15 protein-coding genes are annotated in these 20669 nt (G+C 71.9%); 5 read left to right on the forward strand and 10 right to left on the reverse strand.

The genetic code is table 11. From position 1 onward, the window contains the following. Positions 1-4 precede the first annotated feature (4 nt). The 6 genes from ACP4E5_RS12780 to ACP4E5_RS12805 form a co-directional block, all read right to left on the reverse strand. Positions 5-496, reverse strand: a complete 492-nt coding sequence (locus ACP4E5_RS12780; protein ID WP_425828091.1) for a hypothetical protein — start codon at positions 494-496, stop codon at positions 5-7. A gap of 190 nt (positions 497-686) precedes the next feature. After that, positions 687-2117, reverse strand: coding sequence for an MFS transporter (locus tag ACP4E5_RS12785; protein ID WP_425828093.1), 1431 nt, complete (start codon positions 2115-2117; stop codon positions 687-689). Between the two features lie 232 nt (positions 2118-2349). Continuing rightward, the gene (locus tag ACP4E5_RS12790; RefSeq protein ID WP_425828095.1) at positions 2350-4764 is read right to left on the reverse strand and encodes an MFS transporter; all 2415 of its coding nucleotides are present in this window, start codon (positions 4762-4764) and stop codon (positions 2350-2352) included. Positions 4765-4883: 119 nt separating this feature from the next. Beyond that, the gene (locus tag ACP4E5_RS12795) at positions 4884-5438 is read right to left on the reverse strand and encodes a MarR family winged helix-turn-helix transcriptional regulator (protein ID WP_425828097.1); all 555 of its coding nucleotides are present in this window, start codon (positions 5436-5438) and stop codon (positions 4884-4886) included. A gap of 124 nt (positions 5439-5562) precedes the next feature. Further along, positions 5563-6765, reverse strand: a complete 1203-nt coding sequence (locus tag ACP4E5_RS12800) for a beta-ketoacyl-[acyl-carrier-protein] synthase family protein (RefSeq protein ID WP_425828099.1) — start codon at positions 6763-6765, stop codon at positions 5563-5565. Further along, on the reverse strand, positions 6762-7037 hold the full coding sequence (locus ACP4E5_RS12805; RefSeq protein WP_425828101.1) for an acyl carrier protein: 276 nt from the start codon (positions 7035-7037) through the stop codon (positions 6762-6764). Before ACP4E5_RS12805 ends, ACP4E5_RS12800 begins: the two co-directional genes overlap by 4 nt. A 71-nt stretch (positions 7038-7108) precedes the next feature. On the opposite strand from ACP4E5_RS12805, the gene ACP4E5_RS12810 reads away from it, so the two are divergent. Next, on the forward strand, positions 7109-7822 hold the full coding sequence (locus tag ACP4E5_RS12810) for a 1-acyl-sn-glycerol-3-phosphate acyltransferase (protein WP_425828102.1): 714 nt from the start codon (positions 7109-7111) through the stop codon (positions 7820-7822). Between the two features lie 22 nt (positions 7823-7844). On the opposite strand, the gene ACP4E5_RS12815 is transcribed toward ACP4E5_RS12810, so the two are convergent. Beyond that, positions 7845-9224: a DEAD/DEAH box helicase gene (locus ACP4E5_RS12815; protein ID WP_425828104.1), complete on the reverse strand. Its 1380-nt coding sequence runs from the start codon at positions 9222-9224 to the stop codon at positions 7845-7847. Between the two features lie 45 nt (positions 9225-9269). Further along, positions 9270-10694, reverse strand: a complete 1425-nt coding sequence (locus ACP4E5_RS12820) for a lipase family protein (RefSeq protein WP_425828106.1) — start codon at positions 10692-10694, stop codon at positions 9270-9272. Between the two features lie 286 nt (positions 10695-10980). Between ACP4E5_RS12820 and ACP4E5_RS12825 the strand changes: the two genes are divergently transcribed. Next, entirely contained in the window at positions 10981-12276 is a 1296-nt protein-coding gene (locus ACP4E5_RS12825; protein WP_425828108.1) for an ArsB/NhaD family transporter, read from the forward strand. A 12-nt stretch (positions 12277-12288) separates the two neighbouring features. Then, positions 12289-12627, forward strand: a complete 339-nt coding sequence (locus ACP4E5_RS12830; protein ID WP_425841261.1) for an SLC13 family permease — start codon at positions 12289-12291, stop codon at positions 12625-12627. Between the two features lie 6 nt (positions 12628-12633). Here ACP4E5_RS12830 and ACP4E5_RS12835 read toward each other — a convergent pair whose 3' ends face one another. After that, positions 12634-14139 carry a hypothetical protein gene (locus ACP4E5_RS12835; protein ID WP_425828110.1) on the reverse strand — a complete coding sequence of 502 codons (1506 nt, stop codon included), beginning with the start codon at positions 14137-14139 and terminating at the stop codon, positions 12634-12636. A gap of 1288 nt (positions 14140-15427) precedes the next feature. Between ACP4E5_RS12835 and ACP4E5_RS12840 the strand changes: the two genes are divergently transcribed. Continuing rightward, positions 15428-18379, forward strand: coding sequence for a glycoside hydrolase family 3 protein (locus ACP4E5_RS12840; RefSeq protein ID WP_425841264.1), 2952 nt, complete (start codon positions 15428-15430; stop codon positions 18377-18379). A gap of 115 nt (positions 18380-18494) precedes the next feature. Continuing rightward, positions 18495-19013 (forward strand): SRPBCC family protein, encoded by a 519-nt coding sequence (locus ACP4E5_RS12845; RefSeq protein ID WP_425828112.1) that lies wholly within the window; start codon positions 18495-18497, stop codon positions 19011-19013. 11 nt (positions 19014-19024) lie between these two features. Here the strand turns inward: ACP4E5_RS12845 and ACP4E5_RS12850 are convergent, their stop codons facing one another. Then, the gene (locus tag ACP4E5_RS12850) at positions 19025-20248 is read right to left on the reverse strand and encodes a glycoside hydrolase family 6 protein (RefSeq protein ID WP_425828114.1); all 1224 of its coding nucleotides are present in this window, start codon (positions 20246-20248) and stop codon (positions 19025-19027) included. Between the last annotated feature and the right edge of the window lie 421 nt (positions 20249-20669).

The raw sequence follows: 20669 nt of genomic DNA on the forward strand, positions 1-20669 counted from the left end.
CCCGCTACGAGCAGGTCAGGCTCTCCGGCGCCGTACCCAACCAGCGGGCGATGGCCCGCTGCCCTTCGGGTCCGACCCGCAGGATCCGGCTGTCACGGGTCCGTGCCACCCAGCCGCGGGCCAGGAACGAGGACAGGACGGACGCTCCGAGCCGGCCCGCGAGATGGTGCCTGTCGCTCGTCCAGTCGACGCAGTGGCGGACGGTGACCGGCGGTCCGCCGGTGTCGTGGACGGTGACGTCGATGGCGCCGAACAGTTCCTGACCGGCCGGGGTGATCCGGTACGCCGTGGGGCCTCGGCCCGTGCGGGCGGCCTTCAATGAGCAGCTGCGACGGTGCGAGCGCAGCGAGTTCGGCCGGAAGGGCAGTGAAAGACGGGCCAAGCATTCCAGGGCGGAGGCCACGTCGGCGGAGGCGAGGCTGTAGTAACGATGCCGGCCCTCGCTGCGGACGGTGAGCGGCCGGATCCACGAAGTTGGCATCGCCGGCGAACTCACGCACGCGCTCGACTCCTTGGCTCTCCCTCGGGGCTGCTCGGTCGGAGGGCGACTACCACGCAGGGTGGGGAACACGCTGTGCGGTACAAGGGGTTTGCGTTGTTTGAGGAGTACTTGGGCGGGGGTTTGCGGCCCATTGCCGCGGCCCACGGCGGAAGCCCGTGGCGGTAGCCCATCGCACCGGCCCGGATCAGGCCGCCACGGCCTCCTCCGGTTCCTTCCGCGGGATCGTCAAGACCGTCAGCAGCGCGGCCGCCGCCCACAGCAGGGCGCACAGCACCCCCACCCGGTGCAGTCCCGCGAGAAAGCTGTCGTGTGCGGCGGGGTCCCCGACAAGGGAGCCGAGCACCGCGATGCCCAGCGCTCCGGCGGCCTGCCGGGCGGTGTTGTTGACCCCTGAGGACAGCCCCGGCCGGTCCTCGGGTCCTGCCCGCAGCGCCGCCGCCACGACCGCGGCCGTGAGCAGCCCCATGCCGGCGCCCAGGCCGATGAGGACCGGTACCAGGACCAGGTATCCGCTGTCCGGGCCGACCGCGAGCAGGCAGAGCGCGCCCGCCGCTCCCAGGAGCAGCCCGGCGAGCATCGGTGGGCGCGGCCCGAAGCGGGCGACCAGGCGTCCGGTGAGGGGCGCTCCGGCCGCGAGCGGCACGAACAGCGGCAGCATCATCAGGCCCGCCTGGAACGCACCGTGCCCCTGCACACCCTGGAGATACAGGGTCACGACGAACACCGTGCCGATGCCGGTGAAGTTCATGGCGGCGGCCACCGTGTTGGCGCCGGAGAACGCCCGGCGGCGGAACAGTTCCAGCGGCACCATCGGCGCCGTCGCCCGCCGTTCCCGCCAGAGGAATCCGGCCAGGAGCGCGACCGACAGCAGGGCCGCCACCGCGACGGCCATGGCGGACACGTCCCCGCCCGCGGCGACCGCGCAGTACACGATGCCGCCGAGTGCCGCCGCGGCGAGCGCGGCCCCGGGCAGATCCATCCGACGGTCCGCGGCGCCGTCACCACCCGGCACGAGTCGCAGGGTGAACAGGGCGGCCACCACGACCAGCGGGACGTTCAGCCAGAACACCGCGCGCCAGCCGGCGGCTGCCACCAGGAATCCGCCGAGGAGCGGCCCGGCGGGCAGCGCCAGGGCCGACACCCCGGCCCAGACACCGAGGGCGCGCGCCTGTTCCGCGCGCTCGGGAAAGGTGCGCTGGACGACGGCGAGCGTGCCCGGCAACAGCAGTGCCGCGCCGACGCCTTGGAGCGCGCGGGCCGCGATGAGGGTGCCGGCGGCGGGGGCCAGGGCGCACAGCAGTGAGGCGAGCCCGAACACCCCGAGCCCCACGACGACCACCCGCCGGTGCCCGAGACGGTCCCCGAGCGCCCCGCCCGCCAGCAGGAACGCGGCGAGCGTCACGCTGTAGGCGTCGACCACCCACTGGAGTCCGGACAGGCCGCCGCCCAGGTCGTGGCCGATGGTCGGCAGGGCCACATTGACGACGGTCACGTCGAGTTGCACGAGAAACATGCCGACGCACATCACGAGCAGCACGATGGTGCGTCGCAAGCCCTCGGGCGCCGAGGCGCGTCCCGGACGTTCCTGGTCGGGTACGGAGTGCGTCGACTTCATGGTCTCCATCGTTACTCCGGAATGTCGCAGGGCGCGGGTAAGCGTGGGCCGCGCGTCGTGGCGCCCCCGGAACGTCTCCCACGCTAGGAGGCCGTGGCTTCGTCGCGGCCCGAAGTGTCGTGGAGGGAGGGCCCGTTGCGGTTCCCTCGGGCCGCAAGAGCGGAGGCCGTGGCCCGGCCCCCGGTCACCCGGGAGTCGTGCCACGGCCTCCGCCGTGAACCACCTCAGCGCGTCAGTGGCTCAGCTCCACGTCCGCGTCGTTCCTGCCGTTGCCGTTGAGGGACAGCGGGAGTGCCTGCGGGGCGTAGCCGCTGGCGACGACGGTGTACTGGCCGGCGTCGAGGTCGTCGAAGGCGTAGGCGCCGTCGATGCCCGTGACGGCCGTGCCGACCGTGTTGCCCGCCGCGTCGAGGAGGGTGACGCGGGCGTCGTTCAGCGGAGTGCCGGACGCGTCGCGGACCACGCCATGGACGCGGGCGCCCGGGACGAGGCGGACCTCGCAGCGGTTGGGGCCGCCGCCGGCGACCTCGACCGGGAGGGCGGTGGGCCGGTGGCCCTCCGCGCTCACGGCGAGGGTGTAGTTGCCGGGCGCCAGGTCGCCGAAGGCGAAGGCGCCCTGGGCGTCGGCGGCGCCGGAGGCGATGACCTCACCGCGTACGTCGGTGGCGATCACCAGCGCGCCGGGCACCGGGAGTTCGTCCGCCGCCGTGACGACGGTGCCGGTCAGGCCCGCCGCCCCGGCCAGCATCAGGTCGAAGTCGAGGAAGTCCTCGCCGACCGTCAGCGTCGTGGCCTGCGGCTGCCGGGAGCCCGCGGAACCGATCAGGACGTACGTGCCACCGGCAGGAGCCGCGAGCAGGTACGCGCCGTCGGGGCCCGTCGTCGTACGGCCGAGTTGTCCGCCCCTGAGGTCGATCAGGGTGACGACCGCGCCCACGAGCGGCGAGCCGTCGCGTTCGCGGGCGTAGCCCTTGATGCCCGCGGAGGCGTCCACCGGGGGCAAGTCCGCCGGTGCGGTCCGCGTGGGGGCCTCGACGGGCGCGGCCTCCGGGGCCGCTTCCGTCTCGCCCCGCTCCGCCGCCTCGCGCGCCTGGAGGCCCGACATCTTGCGCAGCGGAACCTCCTTGGTCCACAGGACCATCAGGAACGCGAGGACGATGACGCCCGCCGCGATCAGGAACACCACGTGCATCGCGTCGGCGAAGCCCTGCTTGAACGGCTCCGCGAGACGCGGGTCGAGGTGCTGGATGAACGAGGAGTCGCTCAGCACACCGCTGCCGCCCCCGCCGGAGCCCTTGAGCATGTCGAAGACCGGCTTGTTGGCCGGGTCGTGGATGACCGACGGGTCGTGCAGCGCGGCCTGGAAGTCGTGCGTCTTCGCGGCCGACTTGAAGGCGTCGCCGATCTTGTCGCCGACGTTCGAGAACAGCACCGAGAGGAAGATCGCCGTACCGGCGGTGGCGCCCATCTGCCGGAAGAACGTGGACGACGCCGTCGCCACGCCCATGTCCTGCGGCGGCACCGCGTTCTGCACCGCGAGCACCAGCGTCTGCATGCAGCAGCCCAGGCCGAGCCCGAAGAGGCCCATGTAGAGCATGGTCTCCCACAGCGGGGTGTCCCACTCGACCTTGAAGTGGAAGAGCAGCAGCGCCGCCACCATGAAGAGGGTGCCGAGGGTCGGGAAGATCTTGTAGCGACCGGTCTTCCCGGTGATCTGGCCGGAGATGATCGACGCGATCATCATGCCGGCCATCAGCGGCAGCATCTCGAGACCGGACTTGGTGGGGCTCGCGCCCTTCACGATCTGGAGGTACTGCGGGATCATCAGCATGCCGCCGAACATGCCCGCGCCGATCAGCACGGACAGGAAGCTGGTCTTGCTGAAGATGGCGTTGCGGAACAGCCGCATCGGGATGAGCGCGTCGTCGCCGACCCGGCGCTCCACGAGGATCCACGAGACGATGCCGACGCCGCCGAGGACGTAGCAGACGATCGAGCCCGTCGAGCCCCAGCCCCACTCGCGGCCCTGTTCGGCGACGAGCAGCAGCGGGACGACACCGAGCGCGATGGTGAACGCGCCCCACCAGTCGATCTTCCGGTCCCGGCGGACGTGCGGGATGTTGAGCACCTTCGCGACGACGAACAGCGCGACGATGGCGATCGGCACGTTCACCAGGAACACCCAGCGCCAGCCGGTGACGCCGAGGATGGTGGCCTGACCGGCGAGGGCGCCGCCGATGAGCGGCCCCGCGACGCTGGACGTGGCGAACGTGGCGAGCATGTAGCCCTGGTATCGGGCCCGTTCACGCGGCGGCACGATGTCGCCGATGATCGCGAGCGCGAGCGACATCAGACCACCGGCGCCGATGCCCTGCACCGCGCGGAACGCGGCGAGTTCCGGCATCGACGTCGAGAAGGTGCACAGCGCGGACCCGACGATGAAGATCGTGATCGCCGCGAGGAAGTACGGCTTGCGGCCGTGCAGGTCGGACAGCTTGCCGTAGAGCGGCGTGGCGATCGTCGAGGTGATCAGGTACGCCGTCGTCGCCCAGGCCTGCTGGCTCAGTCCGTCGAGGTCGTCCGCGATGGTGCGGATCGAGGTGGAGACGATGGTCTGGTCGAGCGCGGCCAGGAACATGCCCAGCATCAGGCCGCTGAGGATGGTCAGGATCTGCCGGTGGCTCAGGCCACCGGACGAGGGGGTCGGTTGAGGGGTGGATATTGCTCGGGCAGCGGTGTCTCCGCGGGACGCGGACACGGCCTCAGTCATTCTTGCGTTGCTCCCTGCTCGCCACCGGGCCCGGGTACTTTCCCGGGCCCGGGGCGCGCGTATTCAAACTCTTCCAGGTCGTCATTGAGGCGGGAGAGCAGCCGGATCAGCTGGTACCGGTCCTCCTCGGGCCAGGACCCGAGGAGGCGGGCGAAACCCGCGTCGCGCTGGCGCCGGTACTCCTCGAACACGGCCTTCCCGGCGGCGGTGGCGCGCAGCAGCGCACCCCGCCGGTCCTCCGGGTCCGGACGCCGTTCGACGAGTCCCTTGTCGACCATCGCCCGCACCTGCCGACTGACCGTCGACAGGTCGAGAAAGGTCGCGGCGGCCAGGTCGGTGGCGCGGCGTTCGCCGTCGCGCACCAGCTTGGCCAGCAGGACACGTTCGCCGGACCGGCTCTCGAGCCTGGCCTTCTGCCGGTAGGCAGTCAGCAGCCTCGAGAACCGCACCAACTGCGTGCCGAGACCCGCCCCTGCGTCCTCGGCACTCGAGCTTCCCGTCACCGGGTAGTCGTCCACTGCTTCACGGTCATGGACCGTCCCCTTGTCCATGTCCCGCCTTCCCGTTCATTCAGTTGCTTGTATCGAGCAAGTGAGTGTAACCCCCTTTTATAGGTGCTCCATCGGGGGTCGTGCGACGGGTTCAAGAGGGGGTTTACGAAGGGTTTTACGCAGGTCAAGCAGGGGTCAAGAGAACTGCTGCGTTGTGTCCTCCGAAGCCGAAGGAGGTGCTGAGCGCGAGGGTCGTGGACCGCTCCCGGGCGGCTCCGGATACGGCGTCGATGTCGAGCGCCGGGTCGAGTTCGGTGAGTCCGGCGGTGGGCGGCACCACGTCGTCGCGCAGCGCCAGGACCGTGAGCGCAGCCTCGATCACGCCCGCCGCGCCGAGCGTGTGCCCGAGGGCGCCCTTCGCGGAGGTGACGGGCGGCCGGTGCGGGAAGAGGCGGGCGAACAGGGTGGCCTCCATGGCGTCGCCGCGCGGGGTCGAGGTGCCGTGCGCGTTGATGTGGTCGACATCACCGGGCGCCGCACCGGCTTCGGCGAGGGCGGCCCGCACGGCCCGTTCGGCCTCGCGGGCCTCGGGGTGCGGGGCGACGAGGTGGTGGGCGTCGGTGCTGGTGCCGTAGCCGACGAAGGACGCGAGGCGCGGCGCCGAGCGGGCGGCCGCGTGCTCGGCGCGCTCCAGGACCAGGGCGCCCGCGCCCTCCCCCATGACGAAGCCGTCGCGGTCCGCGTCGAAGGGACAGGAGCGGCGGTCGGACAGCGCCCCGAGCTGGGCGAACCCGGCCACGAACAGCGGCAGCACCGTCGCGTCCACGCCGCACACCACGGCGATGTCGCACTGCCCGGAGGTCAGCAACTGCCGCGCGGCGCCGAGCGCGGTGCTGCCCGCCGCGCACGCCGTCACGACGGGGAGGGTGGGGCCGGTGACACCGAGGTGCAGCGCGAGGGTCGCGCACACCATGTTGGGCAGGAAGCCGGTGAGGAAGTACGCGGAGACGCTGCCCGCCCCGCCGCTCGCGAACCGCTCCTGCGCGGTCAGCCGGGTCTGCTCGCCGGCCATGGAGGAGCCGGTGACCACGGCGACGCGCGAGCCGTCCCACTCGGCGGGGTCCAGCTTGGCCCGGTCGAGCGCCTCGCCGACGGCGGTCAGCGCCATCCGCGCGGCGGGATCGAGGTGCGTGACGCCCCGCGGCCGTGCGGGCAGTTCGCCGGCGCCTGCGACGCGGCAGCTCAGGGTCACCGGGAGCCCGGCGGCCGCGAGCGTGGGGTCGGGGCAGGCGGTGGAGCGCCCGGCCCGGACGGCGGCCCAGGTGCTGTCGGCGTCCCGGCCCGCCGCGGTGACCAGGCCGAGCCCGGTCACGAGGACGGCGCTCACCGGCCGCGCCGCGCGTCGACGCGGGAGCTGAACTCGGCGAAGGTCAGTGCGCTCAGCTCGTCCTCGGTGACGGCGACGCCGAGCTCGTCCTTGAGCGTGACGGACAGCTCCACGGCCATCAGCGAGTCGACGAGCAGGTCGGCCATGAGCGCGCCCGGCGTGACGGCGGCGCGGTCGACCTCGAACTTGTCGACGAGCATGCCGGTGATCAGCTCGGGGGTGGCGGGGATCTCAGGAGCGGCGGGGGGCTTTGAGGTTGCGGGGGTGTTCATGACTTACACAAACCACCCCAATAGGACCCTTAGCCTTGCGCTCGCTTCTTTTCAGCACAAAGTGGGACCTTGTGAGCAACCTTGAGACCAACGTGGACGACGTCCTCGGCTGGCTGGCCGACGGCTATCTCCGCGTCGAACTGTCGGGCATCGAGCACATCCCGGCGACGGGCCCCGCGATCCTGACGGCCAATCACTCCGGCGCCTGGGGCTTCGACGGCTTCGTCCTGAGCAAGATCCTGCGGCGCGAGCTGCCCCGGCCGGTGCACTTCTACGCGGACAAACTCGTCTTCCGGCTGCCGGCGCTCGCCGCGTACGCGCGCCGGCACGGTGTCTTCTGCGACGACCCGACGCTCGGCCGCGACCGGCTCACGCGGGGCGGCCTGGTCGCGGTGTTCCCCGAGGGTATGGCGGGCGTCGGCAAGGACTTCTCCGCGCGCTACCGGCTGCGCCCCTTCAACCCCGGCTTCGCCGCCACCGCGGTGCTCACCGGGGCGCCGGTCGTCCCGGTGTCCATCGTGGGGGCGGAGGAGACGTTCCCGAAGCTCGGCGAGATCGGGGCGCTCGCCCGGCGGTTCGGGCTGCCCTACTTTCCCGTGACCACACCGGTGCCGCTCCCGGCGAAGTGGTTCGTCACGATCGGCGAGCCGATCCCCGCGCCGGCCGCCGACGCCGCGTACGCGGGACGCTCGGCAGCGGCGCGGAGCCTGTGCGACGAGGCGTGGTTCACGGTGCAGTCGATGGTGGACCGGGACCGCGGACGCCGGACGACACCCTTCTGGTAGCCCAACACCCTTACGGTGAGGGTCAGTTGGCGAGCCAGTCCGCGGCCCTGCGGGCGTCGGCGGCGGCCGTGGCGCAGCGCTCCGCGTGCGCGAGCAGGGTCATCCGGCACCGCTCCCCGAAGGCGTCGCGGTTCCAGCCGGACTGCCGTGCGCAGTCGGCGAGGCGCCGCGCGTGCTCCTCCAGGCGGCGGGCCCCGGCGGAGGCGAGCGCGGCGTAGTGGGCGGGGTCCGCGCCCATGGCGGGACCGGGTCCGCCCGGCTCCTCGCGCATGTCCGTGGCGACGTCCGCGTCCGCCGCCCGCTCGGCGAGGGCCCGGACGAGCTCGGTGGCGGCGAGCACTCCGAGGTCGGCCGCGGCGCAGGGGACGCGGGCGGCGCACATCGCGGGGTCCTCGGCCTCCGGGGCACCGGCCGTGTCCAGGTCCGTGTCCAGGTCCGTGTCCAGATCTCGCAACCACGCGGTCGCGCACAGGATTTCGGTGTTCGACCCGACCGTCATGCCGTCCCACTGGAACGGCTCGACGACCGCGTGAATCGTGGCGGGCAGCGGTGGATCGCGGCGCAGCGCCTCGGCGACGCTCCGTTCCGCGCGCTCGCCCACGGGCACCGGCGGCTGTTCCTCGATCAGCGCGAGGGCCTGCGCGGCCGTGTCGGTGAGGGCCCGGGTGACGAGCTCAAGGGCGTGCTCCAGATACGCCCGCTCCGAAGAAGTGTCCCCGTCCCCGCGCACGTACGGCGCCATCCGCCGCCCCAACGCGGCGCCTCGCGCCTCGTGTTCGGCGCGGTCGGCGGAGCGTGCCGTGGCGTCGATGATCTCGCTGACGAGGGTGTCGTCGGCGGCCTCGGCACCGAGGACGAGGTGCCGGGCGAGCCGCCGAGTGGCGGCGATCCACGCGGCCCGGTCGAAGACGCCGTCCGGCCGGCGCGCCGCGAGCAGCCCGTCGGCCGCCTCGGTGACGGCGGAGCGCACGGCCACCGGATTGACGGACGGGGGTGGCGCCGCGTGCGGGGTCGGGATCGTGCGGCGGCCCTCGGCGTCGAGGGCGGTGACGGTGCCCAGCGCGCCCGCCTGTGCCGCCCGCCGCACCAGGTCGTCGGCGTCCGCGCGGGAGAACGGCATCAGGAACGAGCCGAACGTCGTGGTCACCCGCGCCGGCCGCCCCGACCTGGACCGCCGCACCTGGCCGAGCGCCTGCCGGGTCAACTCCCGCCGGGTGAACGGCCGCAGGCCGAGGGCGCGGGCCGGTGCGTCGATCCAGGAGACGCGCTGGGCCGCGAGCGCGGCATTGACCAGAAAGCTCTCCAGGGGCCAGGCCGTCGCCGGCCGACGCACGGTGGTGTCACCGTTGGTGGTGTCACCGTTCACGGCGTCCACGACGTTCATGACATTCATGGCGTTCATCGCCGAACTCCTCGTGATCTCGTCATCTCGTGATCCTCGCTGTCGTCACTTGTCGAGCAGCTGGTACGGCTGGTTGCCGACGATCTCGCCGTCGTACGCGGTGATCAGCGCGTTGACGCGGGCGCGGTGCGGCAGGTCGTCGCCGCTCAGGGTGTCGGCGTAGGCCTGCGGGGCGTGCGAGAGCGGGTAGTCGTACGTCTCGTCGAGCCAGGCGAGTTCGAGCCAGTTGGCGGGGACGTCGCGGGCGGAGGCGGGCCCGCGCCCGTCGAGCCCGGGGATCACGTCGTGCTTGTTGACGAGGCTGACCACCTGGACCGCGGGGTCGAGCGGGCACTTGTTGTCGATGGGCGAGCCGACGGTGATCACATGCGTGAGCCGGTACGTCGACACGATGTCGAGGTCGCAGGCGAGGTTCATGGCGGTGATCCCGCCGAGGCTGTGGCCGACGATCATCAGCTCGGACCCGATGGGCACGCCCGCCCTCACCAGCAGGTCCTTGACCGCGCGGGTGTACGTGGTGTCGGTGCGCAGCGCGCCGTCGAACGCGCCGACGAGGTCCTGCGGGGTGCCGTTGCGCATGCGGCCGAAGCTGGTGCCGGGCAGCATCAGGACGTGCCGCCGCGCGCCGTCGGCGCAGTCGATGCGGCGCAGCAGGGCCAGGCCGTGGTTGCCGAGCACGGAGATGTCGTCGATGTAGCGGACGATGTCGTTGCCGGAGCGGGTCAGGACGCGGGAGAGCATCGCGTCGGGCTCGACGCGTTCGGCGCGGCCGGGGCCCGGGTTGAGACGCCGGATGAACCCGGCAGGCAGGCCGAGGAACGGGTCGGTGCCGGGGACGCCTCCGGCCAGGGTGACCCAGGAGAAGTCGTCGTTGGCCGGGTTCTCGTCGAGGAGCCCTTGGAGGGCGAGCAGTTCCATCATCACGGGGGTGAACGTGGTGAGGGTGCGGGTGACGCCGAGCAGGGAGACCAATTCCCGTGCGGCGCGCAGCGCTTCGAACCTGCGGCCCGCGATCACCGCGTCGGTGAGGCGCTTGGCGAGCGGCTCCATCAGGTTCGGGTGCTCGCGGGCGGCGGCCTCGATGCGCAGCGCGAACGCGTCGACGGCCATCGCCACGGCGGCGGGCCTGCGGCGGGCGACGGCGCCCAGGGAGCGGACGGTCTCGCCGACGATGCCGCCGTTGACGGCGAAGCCGAGCCCGGCCGGGTTCGTCACCGCGCGGGCGGCCGACAGGGCGGCGCCGAACGCCCAGTCCGGTCGGCGCAGCGCCTTCAACCCGACCCGCCAGCTGGTTCCCGCCGCGGTCAGCTCGGCGCCGGTGCGGCGGGCGGCGAGCGCCGCGTCGGCGAGCAGCACCGACGCGGCGATGAGCAGGTCGGGGTCGGTGCGTTCCGCCGGCTGCGGCGTCGGCGGCGCCTTTGCCTGGGCGGCGCTCGCCGCGTCGCGCGCGTGGACTGTCTGGACTGCCATCCCGGCCACCTCGTCCCTGGAATGTGTCGGCGGGGCCGGCCCGCCACTCATCAGCAGTAGACCCACAGCGGCCCTGCCCCGGCAGGGCCGCTTCGGCCGGTCGGGTGAGTCACGGAACGTGTGCGCGCGGCGGGTCGGCCGTCGTCCTTGGCATGGCGGCCGCCGCAGGTCATCGCGTTAAGAACGTGTATGGTTCCCGGCGGTGTGCCGGGAAGTCTGGTCGGCGATGTGCTGTGGGGTGTCCGCTCACGGCCCGTCCATTGATCGGAGCAGTGATCGGAGCATCGTGAACGACTGGCACAGCTGGGCGGCGATCGCCGTCTTCGTCGGCGCCTACGCCCTCATCATCAGCGAGAAGATCCACCGGGTCGCCGCCGCGCTCGGCGGTGCGGGGCTGATGCTCGCGATCGGCGCGACCGACGACGCCTCGGCCTTCTACTCGACCGAATCCGGCATCGACTGGAACGTCATCTTCCTGCTGGCGGGCATGATGATGATCGTCGGTGTGCTCAAGAAGACCGGCCTGTTCGAGTACTTGGCGATCTGGGCGGTCAAACGGGCGCGGGCGAAACCGTTCCGCGTCATGGTGATGCTCGTCGTGATCACGGCCCTGGCGTCCGCGTTGCTCGACAATGTGACGACGGTGCTGCTCATCGCGCCGGTGACGCTGCTGATCTGTGAACGCCTCCGGCTGTCCGCCGCGCCGTTCCTCATCGCCGAGGTCTTCGCCTCCAACATCGGCGGCACCGCGACCCTCGTCGGCGACCCGCCGAACATCATCATCGCCAGTCGCGCGGGCCTGACGTTCAACGACTTCCTGGTCCATCTCGCGCCGCTGTCCGCCCTGTTGACTGTCGTTCTGGTGCTGCTGTGCCGGTTCATGTTCCGCAAGGACTTCGTCTACGACGAGGAGCGCGCGGCCGCGGTCATGGTGCTGGAGGAGCGAGCGGCCATCAAGAATCCGCGCCTGCTCGTCCAGGGGCTGATCGTCCTCGCCCTGGTCGTCGCGGGATTCGTCCTGCAGCCCTTGCTGCACTACGCGCCCAGCGTCGTCGCGCTGCTCGGCGCCGGTGTCCTCGTCGCCGTCTCCAGCGTCGAGACCGGCGAGGTGCTCGCCGAGGTCGAATGGCCCACCCTCGCCTTCTTCGCCGGACTGTTCGTGATGATCGGCGGGCTCATCGAGACCGGGGTCATCGGCGAGGTCTCGAAGGGCCTCGCGGGGCTGATCGGAGGCAACGAACTCAGCGGGTCCATGGTGCTGTTGGGCGGCTCGGCCGTGCTGTCCGGGGTCGTCGACAACATCCCGTACGTCGCCACGATGGCGCCCATCACCGCCGACCTCGTCCATCAGATGGGCGGTGCATCCGACCACGTCCTGTGGTGGGCCCTCGCGCTCGGCGCCGACCTCGGCGGCAACGCCACGGCCATCGGCGCCAGCGCCAACGTCGTCGTCCTCGGCATCGCCGAGCGCAACCGGCAGCCCATCTCCTTCTGGCAGTTCACCAAGTACGGCCTCGTCGTCACGGCCGTCACCGTCGCGATCTGCGCCGCGTACATCTGGGTGCGCTACTTCGCGCTGTAGCTCCAGCTATAGCTGCGCCCCCAGTTCGTCGCGCACGACGTAACTGCACTGTGTGTAGCTGTATCCCGGCTGGACGCTGTCGCCACGATGGCGCCCATCACCGCCGACCTCGTCCATCAGATGGGCGGTGCATCCGACCACGTCCTGTGGTGGGCCCTCGCGCTCGGCGCCGACCTCGGCGGCAACGCCACGGCCATCGGCGCCAGCGCCAACGTCGTCGTCCTCGGCATCGCCGAGCGCAACCGGCAGCCCATCTCCTTCTGGCAGTTCACCAAGTACGGCCTCGTCGTCACGGCCGTCACCGTCGCGATCTGCGCCGCGTACATCTGGGTGCGCTACTTCGCGCTGTAGCTCCAGCTATAGCTGCGCCCCCAGTTCGTCGCGCACGACGTAACTGCACTGTGTGTAGCTGTATCCCGGCTGGACGCTGCCGCCGTCGGCGCGGCCGCTCGCCGTCGCGTCGCGGCCGCCCGGCTTGTGCAGGAAGTGGTACGTGCCGGCGGGCAGCCGCAGCGTCCTCTTCGGGTAGCTCTTGCCGTTCGCGCCGCACGCCTTGGCGCGGCCCGCCGCCTCGGTCGGATACGTCTTGCAGGACGCGCAGGCGGGGATGGTGATCCGGCCGGTGACCGGGCCGGTGTAGAGGACCTCGACGGGGTCGGGCCCGTCGTTGCTGATCACCATCTCCATGCGGGAGCCGCCCGGCGCGCCCTTCGGCGGCAGCCCGGCGCCCGCGGCGGGGCGCAGTTGGGCGATCTCGGCGGCGATGGCGACCTGTTGGGCGCGGGCCCGCCGCTTGTCGCTCTTGTACGTGCCCGCGAAGTCGGTCAGTGACGTGTGCGCCGCGCCGAACTTCTTGTCCTTGAACTGGTCGATGCCGCAGGCGTACGTCCCGTCCTCCACGGCCGTCGCGACTGCGCCGCGCAGGTGCGCGGGCGTCGGAGCGGGCAGGCTCTTCGCGGTGTCGTCGATGCGGCGCAGCGCACGGGTGGCGGCGCACGGGTCGGCGCCCTTCAGCTCGCCGGCGCGCCGTTCGACGGCCGCGCGCAGGGCGGGCTCCACCTGGGCCGCCTGCGTCGACTCGGGGAACGTACGCAGGAGTTGGCCCAGTTCGCCGCCCTTGCCGTCGGACTCGGCGGTGCCGAGCTTTCCCGTACCGCACTTGAGGAGTGAGACGGCGAGGGGTTTGTCGGGCCAGGTCGCGAGGGAGCCGAGGACGGCGCGGTCGATGGTGCCGGGCACCGTCCGCAGGTGTTCGAGGGGCGCGACGGCGGCGCAGTGGTCGCCGTCGGCGTACGGCGCGGACACCGCCTTGTAGTAGGCGTCGAGGCTGTCGTGCACGCGGTGCGCCGCCCTGGAGTCCGGGTGGTCCGCGGCGAGGTCGCGATACCGGCCGAGGGCGGTGCGGTAGTCGGCGCGCGCCTCGGCGAAGTCGCGGCCCGACGCCTTCTTGACGAGGGCGTCGGCGCTGTCGAGCCGGTCGAGCAGCATCTCCTCGACGGCGTCGTCGCGCAGACTGCCGTACGCGACGGCGCCCCCGGCGGGCACGGCGAGCAGCGCGACACCGAGCACGATCGCCACAATCGACTTGACCTGTACGGCAGTTGCGGGCGCCCGCAGTCCCCGCCGCGCACCGTCCACCACCGCGCCGAGCAGCAGCACCCCGTACCCGATCAACGCCCACGACGGCACCCCGTCCGGTTCGGCGGGCAGCGCGAGGGTGAGCAGACCGGCCGTACCGGCAACACACAGCAACGCGAGCACCCGACGCCGCACAAGCACATACCCCAGCCCGAGCCCACTGACATTGAGCAACCCAACGGCGACGGCCCGCACCGGATCGGCGTGCCCTGTGGTCGGCCTCACCGGGGCCCGCCCCGCCGGCCCGAACGCAACTTCCTGCGCGGGCCCGAACCCGGCCACCCCGCCCGCGGGAGGCGGGGGCGACGGAGACGCAGCTGACCCCGGAGGCGGCGACGGGGGCGCGGCTGACCCCGGAGGCGCGGGCAGAGACGACGGCGTCGGCGGAACCGGCGGCTTCGGCCGTACCGGCGGCTTCGGCGGTACCGCCGGAGACGGCGACTCCGGCGACTCCGGCGCAACCGGTGACGGCGGTGGTACCGGCGATCGTGGTGCCGTCGGTGGCACCGGGGGCGTCGGCGCGACCGGCGGCTTCGGCGGGGTCGCCGGAGGCGGCGACTCCGGCGGAACCGGTGGCACAGGGGGCGTCGGTGCGACCGGCGGCTTTGGCGGTACCGCCGCAGACGGTGACTCCGGCGGAACCGGTGGCACAGGGGGCGTCGGTGGACGCGGTGGCGTCGGTGCGACCGGCGGCTCCGGCGACTCCCGTGAGTCCGACAGAGACGGCGGCACCGGCACAACCGACCGCTGCGGTGCCTCCGATACCTCCGACGGTGACGGCGGTACCGGCGCATCCGATACCTCCGACGGAGACGGCAGTACCGGCGCATCCGATACCTCCGACGGAGACGGCAGTACCGGCGCATCCGATACCTCCGACGGAGACGGCAGTACCGGCGCATCCGATACCTCCGACGGAGACGGCAGTACCGGCGCATCCGATACCTCCGACGGAGACGGCAGTACCGGCGCATCCGGTGGCTCCGGTGGCTCCGACGGTTCCCGCGAGGCCGACAGGGACTCCGACGGCTCCCGCCAGTCCGAAAGAGACGACGGCACCGACGGAGTCGATGGCGTGGGCGCGACCGGTGGCGTCGGCGGAGACGGTGGCGTCGGCGGAGGCGATGGCAAGCGCGGAGGCGGGCCGAGCCCCTCGTCGTGATCCCGATCCGCGTCGTCGGACGGCGCGTCCCCCTGCCACCTCATCGCGGTCCCCCAACCGTCAGGTGTCACACCCCGAAGCAAACGATCGGGGGCCGCGACCCCGCTGTCAATCGGTCACAAGTAGCCAACCTGGCGCCATTTCACGGCCAACTCCCTTTACGTTCCGAACCCTTGACGCCCCCACCCCTCCCCCTTTAACTCAAGCCTTGAATTCGGAAACGGCACGACGCACCACAAGCACCCGCAACGGGACCACCGGGAGGGAACCTTGCGTCACACCGACACCACCACCGGATCGGGCCGCAGAGGCCGCAGAGGCCGCGGCAGCCGCAGGAGACGCGCCGCGTTAATCGCCGTATCGGCGCTGGCCGCGGGCCTGCTGCCGCTGACCGGCACCACGGCCGCCTCCGCCGCCGACGACCCCGCCCCCACCCCCGTCGACCGGTTCGAGGGCGAGGTGCCGTTCGCCACGCAGCCCGCCGAGGGCCTCTTCACCTGGGGCGGCGACACGGACGACAACCCCAAGCTCGAACTCAAGGAGCGCGCCGACGCCCCCGAGGGCGCCAAGGTCCTCGAAGGCTCCTACGACATCAGCGGCTACGGCGGCTTCAGCCACGACTACGCCGCCGACAAGCCCGCCCACGACTGGTCGGCCCACAAGGGCATCCGCTTCTGGTGGTACGGCGACGACTCGGGCCGCAAGCTGAACTACGAGATCAAGGACGGCGGCGCGCACGGCGAGGCGTCCGAGCTGTGGACGACGTCGTTCACCGACGACTTCACCGGCTGGAAGCAGGTCGAGCTGCCGTTCACGCAGTTCGAGTACCGCACGGACTACCAGCCCGTCGGCGGCATCGACCACGTCCTCGGGCTCGACAAGATGTGGGGCTACGCGGTCACCCTGCCCACCGGCAAGAAGAGCCAATTCGCCATGGACGGCGTGGAGTTGTACGGCAAGGCCGATCAGTCACTGCGCGCACAGGTGTCGACGGACGCGGCCGTGTACCCGGTGAAGGAGGGCGGTTCGGCGGCGGTGAAGCTGTCCGTGACCACCACCGGGAACGTACCGATCGAGGACCCGGTCACCATCGAGTACGCCACCGAGGGCGGCACCGCCGACGCCGGCAAGGACTACACCCCGGTCACCGGCAAGGTCACCTTCCCCGCCGGCACCGCGTCCGGCGCCGCCAAGACGGTCACGGTCGCCACCACCAAGGACTCCACCCGGGCCGAGACCGCCGAGACGATCCCGCTGAAGCTGACCGTCACCGGCGCCAAGCCGCCCGCCGAGTCCCCGCAGGTCGTCATCGACGCGCAAGGGCTGCCGTATCTCGACCCGAAGCTCCCGGTCAAGAAGCGCGTCGCCGACCTCGTCTCGCGGATGTCCCTGGAGGAGAAGGTCGGCCAGATGACACAGGCCGAGCGCGCCGCACTGAAGTCCCCGGGCGACATCGCGAGCCACAACCTCGGCTCACTGCTCTCCGGCGGCGGCTCCGTACCGACCCCGAACACGCCCGCCGCCTGGTCCAAGATGATCGACGGCTACCAACTCCGGGCGCAGGCAACGCGGTTCCAGATCCCGCTGATCTACGGCGTGGACGCGGTGCACGGCCACAACAACGTCGTCGGCGCCACGATCATGCCGCACAACATCGGCATCGGCGCGAGCCGCGACCCCCAACTCGCCGAGAAAACCGGGGCGGTTACCGCCTCGGAGGTACGCGCGACCGGCGTCCCGTGGGACTTCGCGCCCTGCCTCTGCGTGACCCGCGACGAACGCTGGGGCCGCTCCTACGAGTCCTTCGGCGAGGACCCGGCCCTCGTCAAGTCCATGGAGACGATGATCCAGGGCTTCCAGGGCCGCGCGAACGGCAGCGACCTCGACCGCAACGACAAGGTGCTCGCCACCGCCAAGCACTACGTCGGCGACGGCGGCACCGAGTACGGCTCCTCGACCACCGGCGCGTACACCATCGACCAGGGCGTCACCAAGGTCACCCGGCAGGAGCTGGAGGCCGTGCACCTGGCACCCTTCGGCGAGGCCGTGAAGCGCGGGGTGGGCACGGTCATGCCCTCGTACTCCTCGCTCGACATCATCGGCGACGACCAGGGCCCCGTGAAGATGCACGCCAACGCGGCGATGATCAATGGGGAGTTGAAGAAGAAGCTCGGCTTCGACGGCTTCGTGATCAGCGACTACGCGGGCATCGACCAGATCCCCGGCGACTACGCCTCGGACGTCCGTACGTCGATCAACGCGGGCCTCGACATGATCATGGTGCCGAACGCGTACGCGGACTTCGAGAAGACCCTGCTCGCCGAGACGACCTCGGGCCGGGTGAGCGAGGCGCGCGTGAACGACGCGGTCTCCCGAATCCTCACGCAGAAGTTCAAGCTCGGCCTCTTCGAGAAGCCGTACGCCGACACCAGCAACAGCGACCGGATCGGCGGCGCCGCGCACCGCGCCGTGGCACGCGAGGCGGCGGCGAAGTCGCAGGTCCTCCTGAAGAACGACGGGAACGTGCTGCCGCTGAAGCCCTCGCAGAAGGTGTACGTCGCCGGGTCCAACGCCGACGACATCGGCAACCAGACCGGCGGCTGGACCGTCTCCTGGCAGGGCTCCTCCGGAAAGATCACGGACGGCACCACGATCCTCCAGGCGATGAAGAAGGCCGCGCCGGGCGCGAAGGTCGACTACTCGAAGGACGCCTCGGCGCCCACGTCCGGGTACGACGTCGGCGTGGTCGTCGTCGGCGAGACCCCGTACGCGGAGGGCGTCGGCGACGTCGGCAACGGTCACGATCTCGCGCTGTCGGCGGCCGACAAGACTGCCGTGGACAAGGTCTGCGGCGCCATGAAGTGCGTCGTGCTCATCGTCTCCGGGCGCCCGCAGCTCATCGGCGACCAGCTCGGCGACATCGACGCGCTCGTCGCGTCCTGGCTGCCGGGCACGGAGGGCGACGGCGTGGCCGACGTCCTCTACGGCAAGCGGTCCTTCACCGGTCAACTCCCGGTCACCTGGCCGAAGTCCGAGGCCCAGCTCCCCATCAACGTGGGCGACGCCTCGTACGATCCGCAGTTCCCGTACGGCTACGGGCTGACGACCAGGGCGAGCGGCAAGGACAAGGGGGCGGGTGAGCGGGATCCGGTGGCCGAGGCCCGGCTCAAGATCCAGGAGAAGGCGGGCGGCAAGGTGACGGCGGCGTGGGCCAAGCCGTTCGCCGAGGCCGAGCACCTCGCCCTCACCGGCGACCGCAAGGGGGCGCTGAAGAAGCTGGCCGCCGCGTACAAGGCGGCCTGACCAGCCCGGAGCGGGGCAACTGGTCGCGCGGGGCGCCGAGTTGGAGCCCCGCGCGACACGCCGCCCGAACGGGGGGCGCGGACCCCGCACCCGGACGTGTGCCTACCATCACGACATGACCGCCCATATCAGCATCGTCCGTGACACGTCGCTGCGCGCCTCCGAGGCGTGGCGGCGGCTGACCGACTGGGAGCGGCACGGGGACTCCGTGCCGCTCACCCGTGTCACGGTGACGACCCCGCCGCCGGACGCGGCGGGCACGGTGTTCGTGGCGCGCACCGGCGTCGGCCGGTGCGGCTTCGACGACCCGATGGAGGTCGTCGCCTGGCAGCCGCCGCGCCGCTGCCGGATGGAGAAGCGCGGCCGGGTCGTCACCGGCTGGGCCGAGTTCGAGGTGCGGGCGCTGGGCGACGGCGGCTCGCGCGTCGAGTGGCGCGAGGAGCTGCGGGTACGAGGGGTGCCCCGCGCCGCGGACCGGGTGGTCGCGGCGGCGGGGCGGTGGGTGTTCGGGCGGGCGGTGGACGCGCTGCTCGACGATGCCGATGCCGATGCCGACTCCGGCGGGGCGGGCGTCGGCGAGGACGGCGTCGACGGGGTGGGCGTCACTGGAGAAACGTCACCGCACAAGCGGTGACCGGGTGGGCGCTACTTCGCGCTCAGCAGCGGCGGATTGGCGTACCGCGCCAGTTCGAGGGCCTGCTGCTGGAACCAGTCGCCGGCCTTCGGGTCGACCGTGCCGCGCTCCGGGTCCTCGGGACCCGCGGTGCCGCGCAGGCACAGGCCGTCCGACTCCCCCGGCGTCTTGATCCACAGCCGGGCGTCCTGAATGGGGTCTCCCCTGCTCGAGGTTGTTCGAGAGCTTGGGGAAGGGTCGCCGGTCAGCAGGGTCGGGCGGGCGCCGAGGCCGCGGTCCGGCGGGTTGCACCAGTCCTGGGCGTCCGTGTACTTGCCGGCGGGCGGGGTCCACGGGCCGCGGCCGTTGCGGCTGGAGTCCGTCACGAAGTGCGCCATCCGGGAGGCCGGCACGCGTACGTGTGCGTCGATCCAGGCCTGCGCGTCGGCGTGCGGGGTCCACTGGTTCGGGCAGTCGGCGGCGTCGCCGGAGGACTTCTCGACGTACGCGATGCAGCTCGAAATCAGCTTGCCGTACCAGGAGTTGGCGTCGTCGGTGAAGTAGTTGGAGGCGTTGGTGTAGAAGCCGGCGGCCCGTTCGACGCCGCCCTTGATCAGGCGCGGCACGATCGAGTTGACGCTGTGCCAGCCGGGGTGCCCGGTGTCGAGGTAGACACGAGTGCCGCGCAGCGGCTCCAACTGGTCGACCGCGTAATTGACTTCGCCGTACCGCGCGGCGGTCTTGGTGCCCTGGGCGTCGTCCTGGCCGCAGTCGGCGGGGAGCAGGGCCAGCGCGTCGGGTTCGAGGACGACCATGGCGTCGCGGGAGCCGATGCCGCGGGCGACGGCGTCGATCCAGGCCTGGTACTCGGCGGTGGTGGCGGCGCCGCCGGCCGAGTAGTTGGAGCAGTCGCGGCCCGGAACGTTGTAGAGCGCGAACACGGGGAGGGCGTCGCGGCGGTCGGCGTCCCTGGCCACGTCGCGGGTGAGCTTCTCGACCTCGGCCGGGCTCTGGTCGCCGAACCAGACGGCCTGCGGTGTGGCGATCATCGCGGTGATCCGGGCGGCGTCGCGGTACTGGCCCGTTTTGACGAGCCCGGCGATCTGCCGCACGGCGTCCGGGTTGGGTTCGGGTACGTAGAGCTTGTGGCCACGGCCGCCGTCCGCCGCCGACTCGGCACCGGTGGCCTGCGGGGCGGCGGAGAGGGTGAGGACGGCGAGTGCGGCGATCGCGGCGAGTCTGAAGGGTCTTCGCACGGTGACTCCTGGGGTCCGGTCGAACGGCCTGAGCAACGGGGCGGGCCTCATGGAAGGCTTCCGCCGGCTCTGCGGGAGCGCTCCCACAGCCTCGGCCGCGCCACCTTGAACGTCAAGTACGCGACACGCTCCGCTTGTTGGTGTCGCCCCTCGGGACGCCTCCCCGGGACCGGGTGAGCCGTCGCCCTGAACCGGACTTCAAAACCCGGGGCTCCGCCCCGAACCCCGCTCCTCAAACGCCGGAGGGGCTTGATATGCCCGGCGCCGCCCCGGCCTCAGACCCGACACGCCGCCCATCTCCCACCCACCCGCCCCCCTCCGGTGGGGGGCGGGTGGGTGGGAGATGACCGGGAACCGGCACAGCCGACAACACGCCGGTGCCGCGCGTCCCACGGGACAGCGCATCCGACCCGGCAAATCC

The organism is Streptomyces fractus (assembly GCF_049844455.1).
Classification (GTDB): domain Bacteria; phylum Actinomycetota; class Actinomycetes; order Streptomycetales; family Streptomycetaceae; genus Streptomyces; species Streptomyces fractus.

Bases quoted from the DNA above. Each gene is read 5' to 3' on its own strand.
- ACP4E5_RS12845 (WP_425828112.1), top strand. From the start codon at position 18,495: ATGACCGCCCATATCAGCATCGTCCGTGACACGTCGCTGCGCGCCTCC.
- ACP4E5_RS12805 (WP_425828101.1), bottom strand. From the start codon at position 7,037: ATGAACACCCCCGCAACCTCAAAGCCCCCCGCCGCTCCTGAGATCCCC.
- ACP4E5_RS12790 (WP_425828095.1), bottom strand. From the start codon at position 4,764: ATGCTGGGCATGTTCCTGGCCGCGCTCGACCAGACCATCGTCTCCACC.
- ACP4E5_RS12820 (WP_425828106.1), bottom strand. From the start codon at position 10,694: ATGGCAGTCCAGACAGTCCACGCGCGCGACGCGGCGAGCGCCGCCCAG.
- ACP4E5_RS12815 (WP_425828104.1), bottom strand. From the start codon at position 9,224: ATGAACGCCATGAATGTCATGAACGTCGTGGACGCCGTGAACGGTGAC.
- ACP4E5_RS12785 (WP_425828093.1), bottom strand. From the start codon at position 2,117: ATGAAGTCGACGCACTCCGTACCCGACCAGGAACGTCCGGGACGCGCC.
- ACP4E5_RS12795 (WP_425828097.1), bottom strand. From the start codon at position 5,438: ATGGACAAGGGGACGGTCCATGACCGTGAAGCAGTGGACGACTACCCG.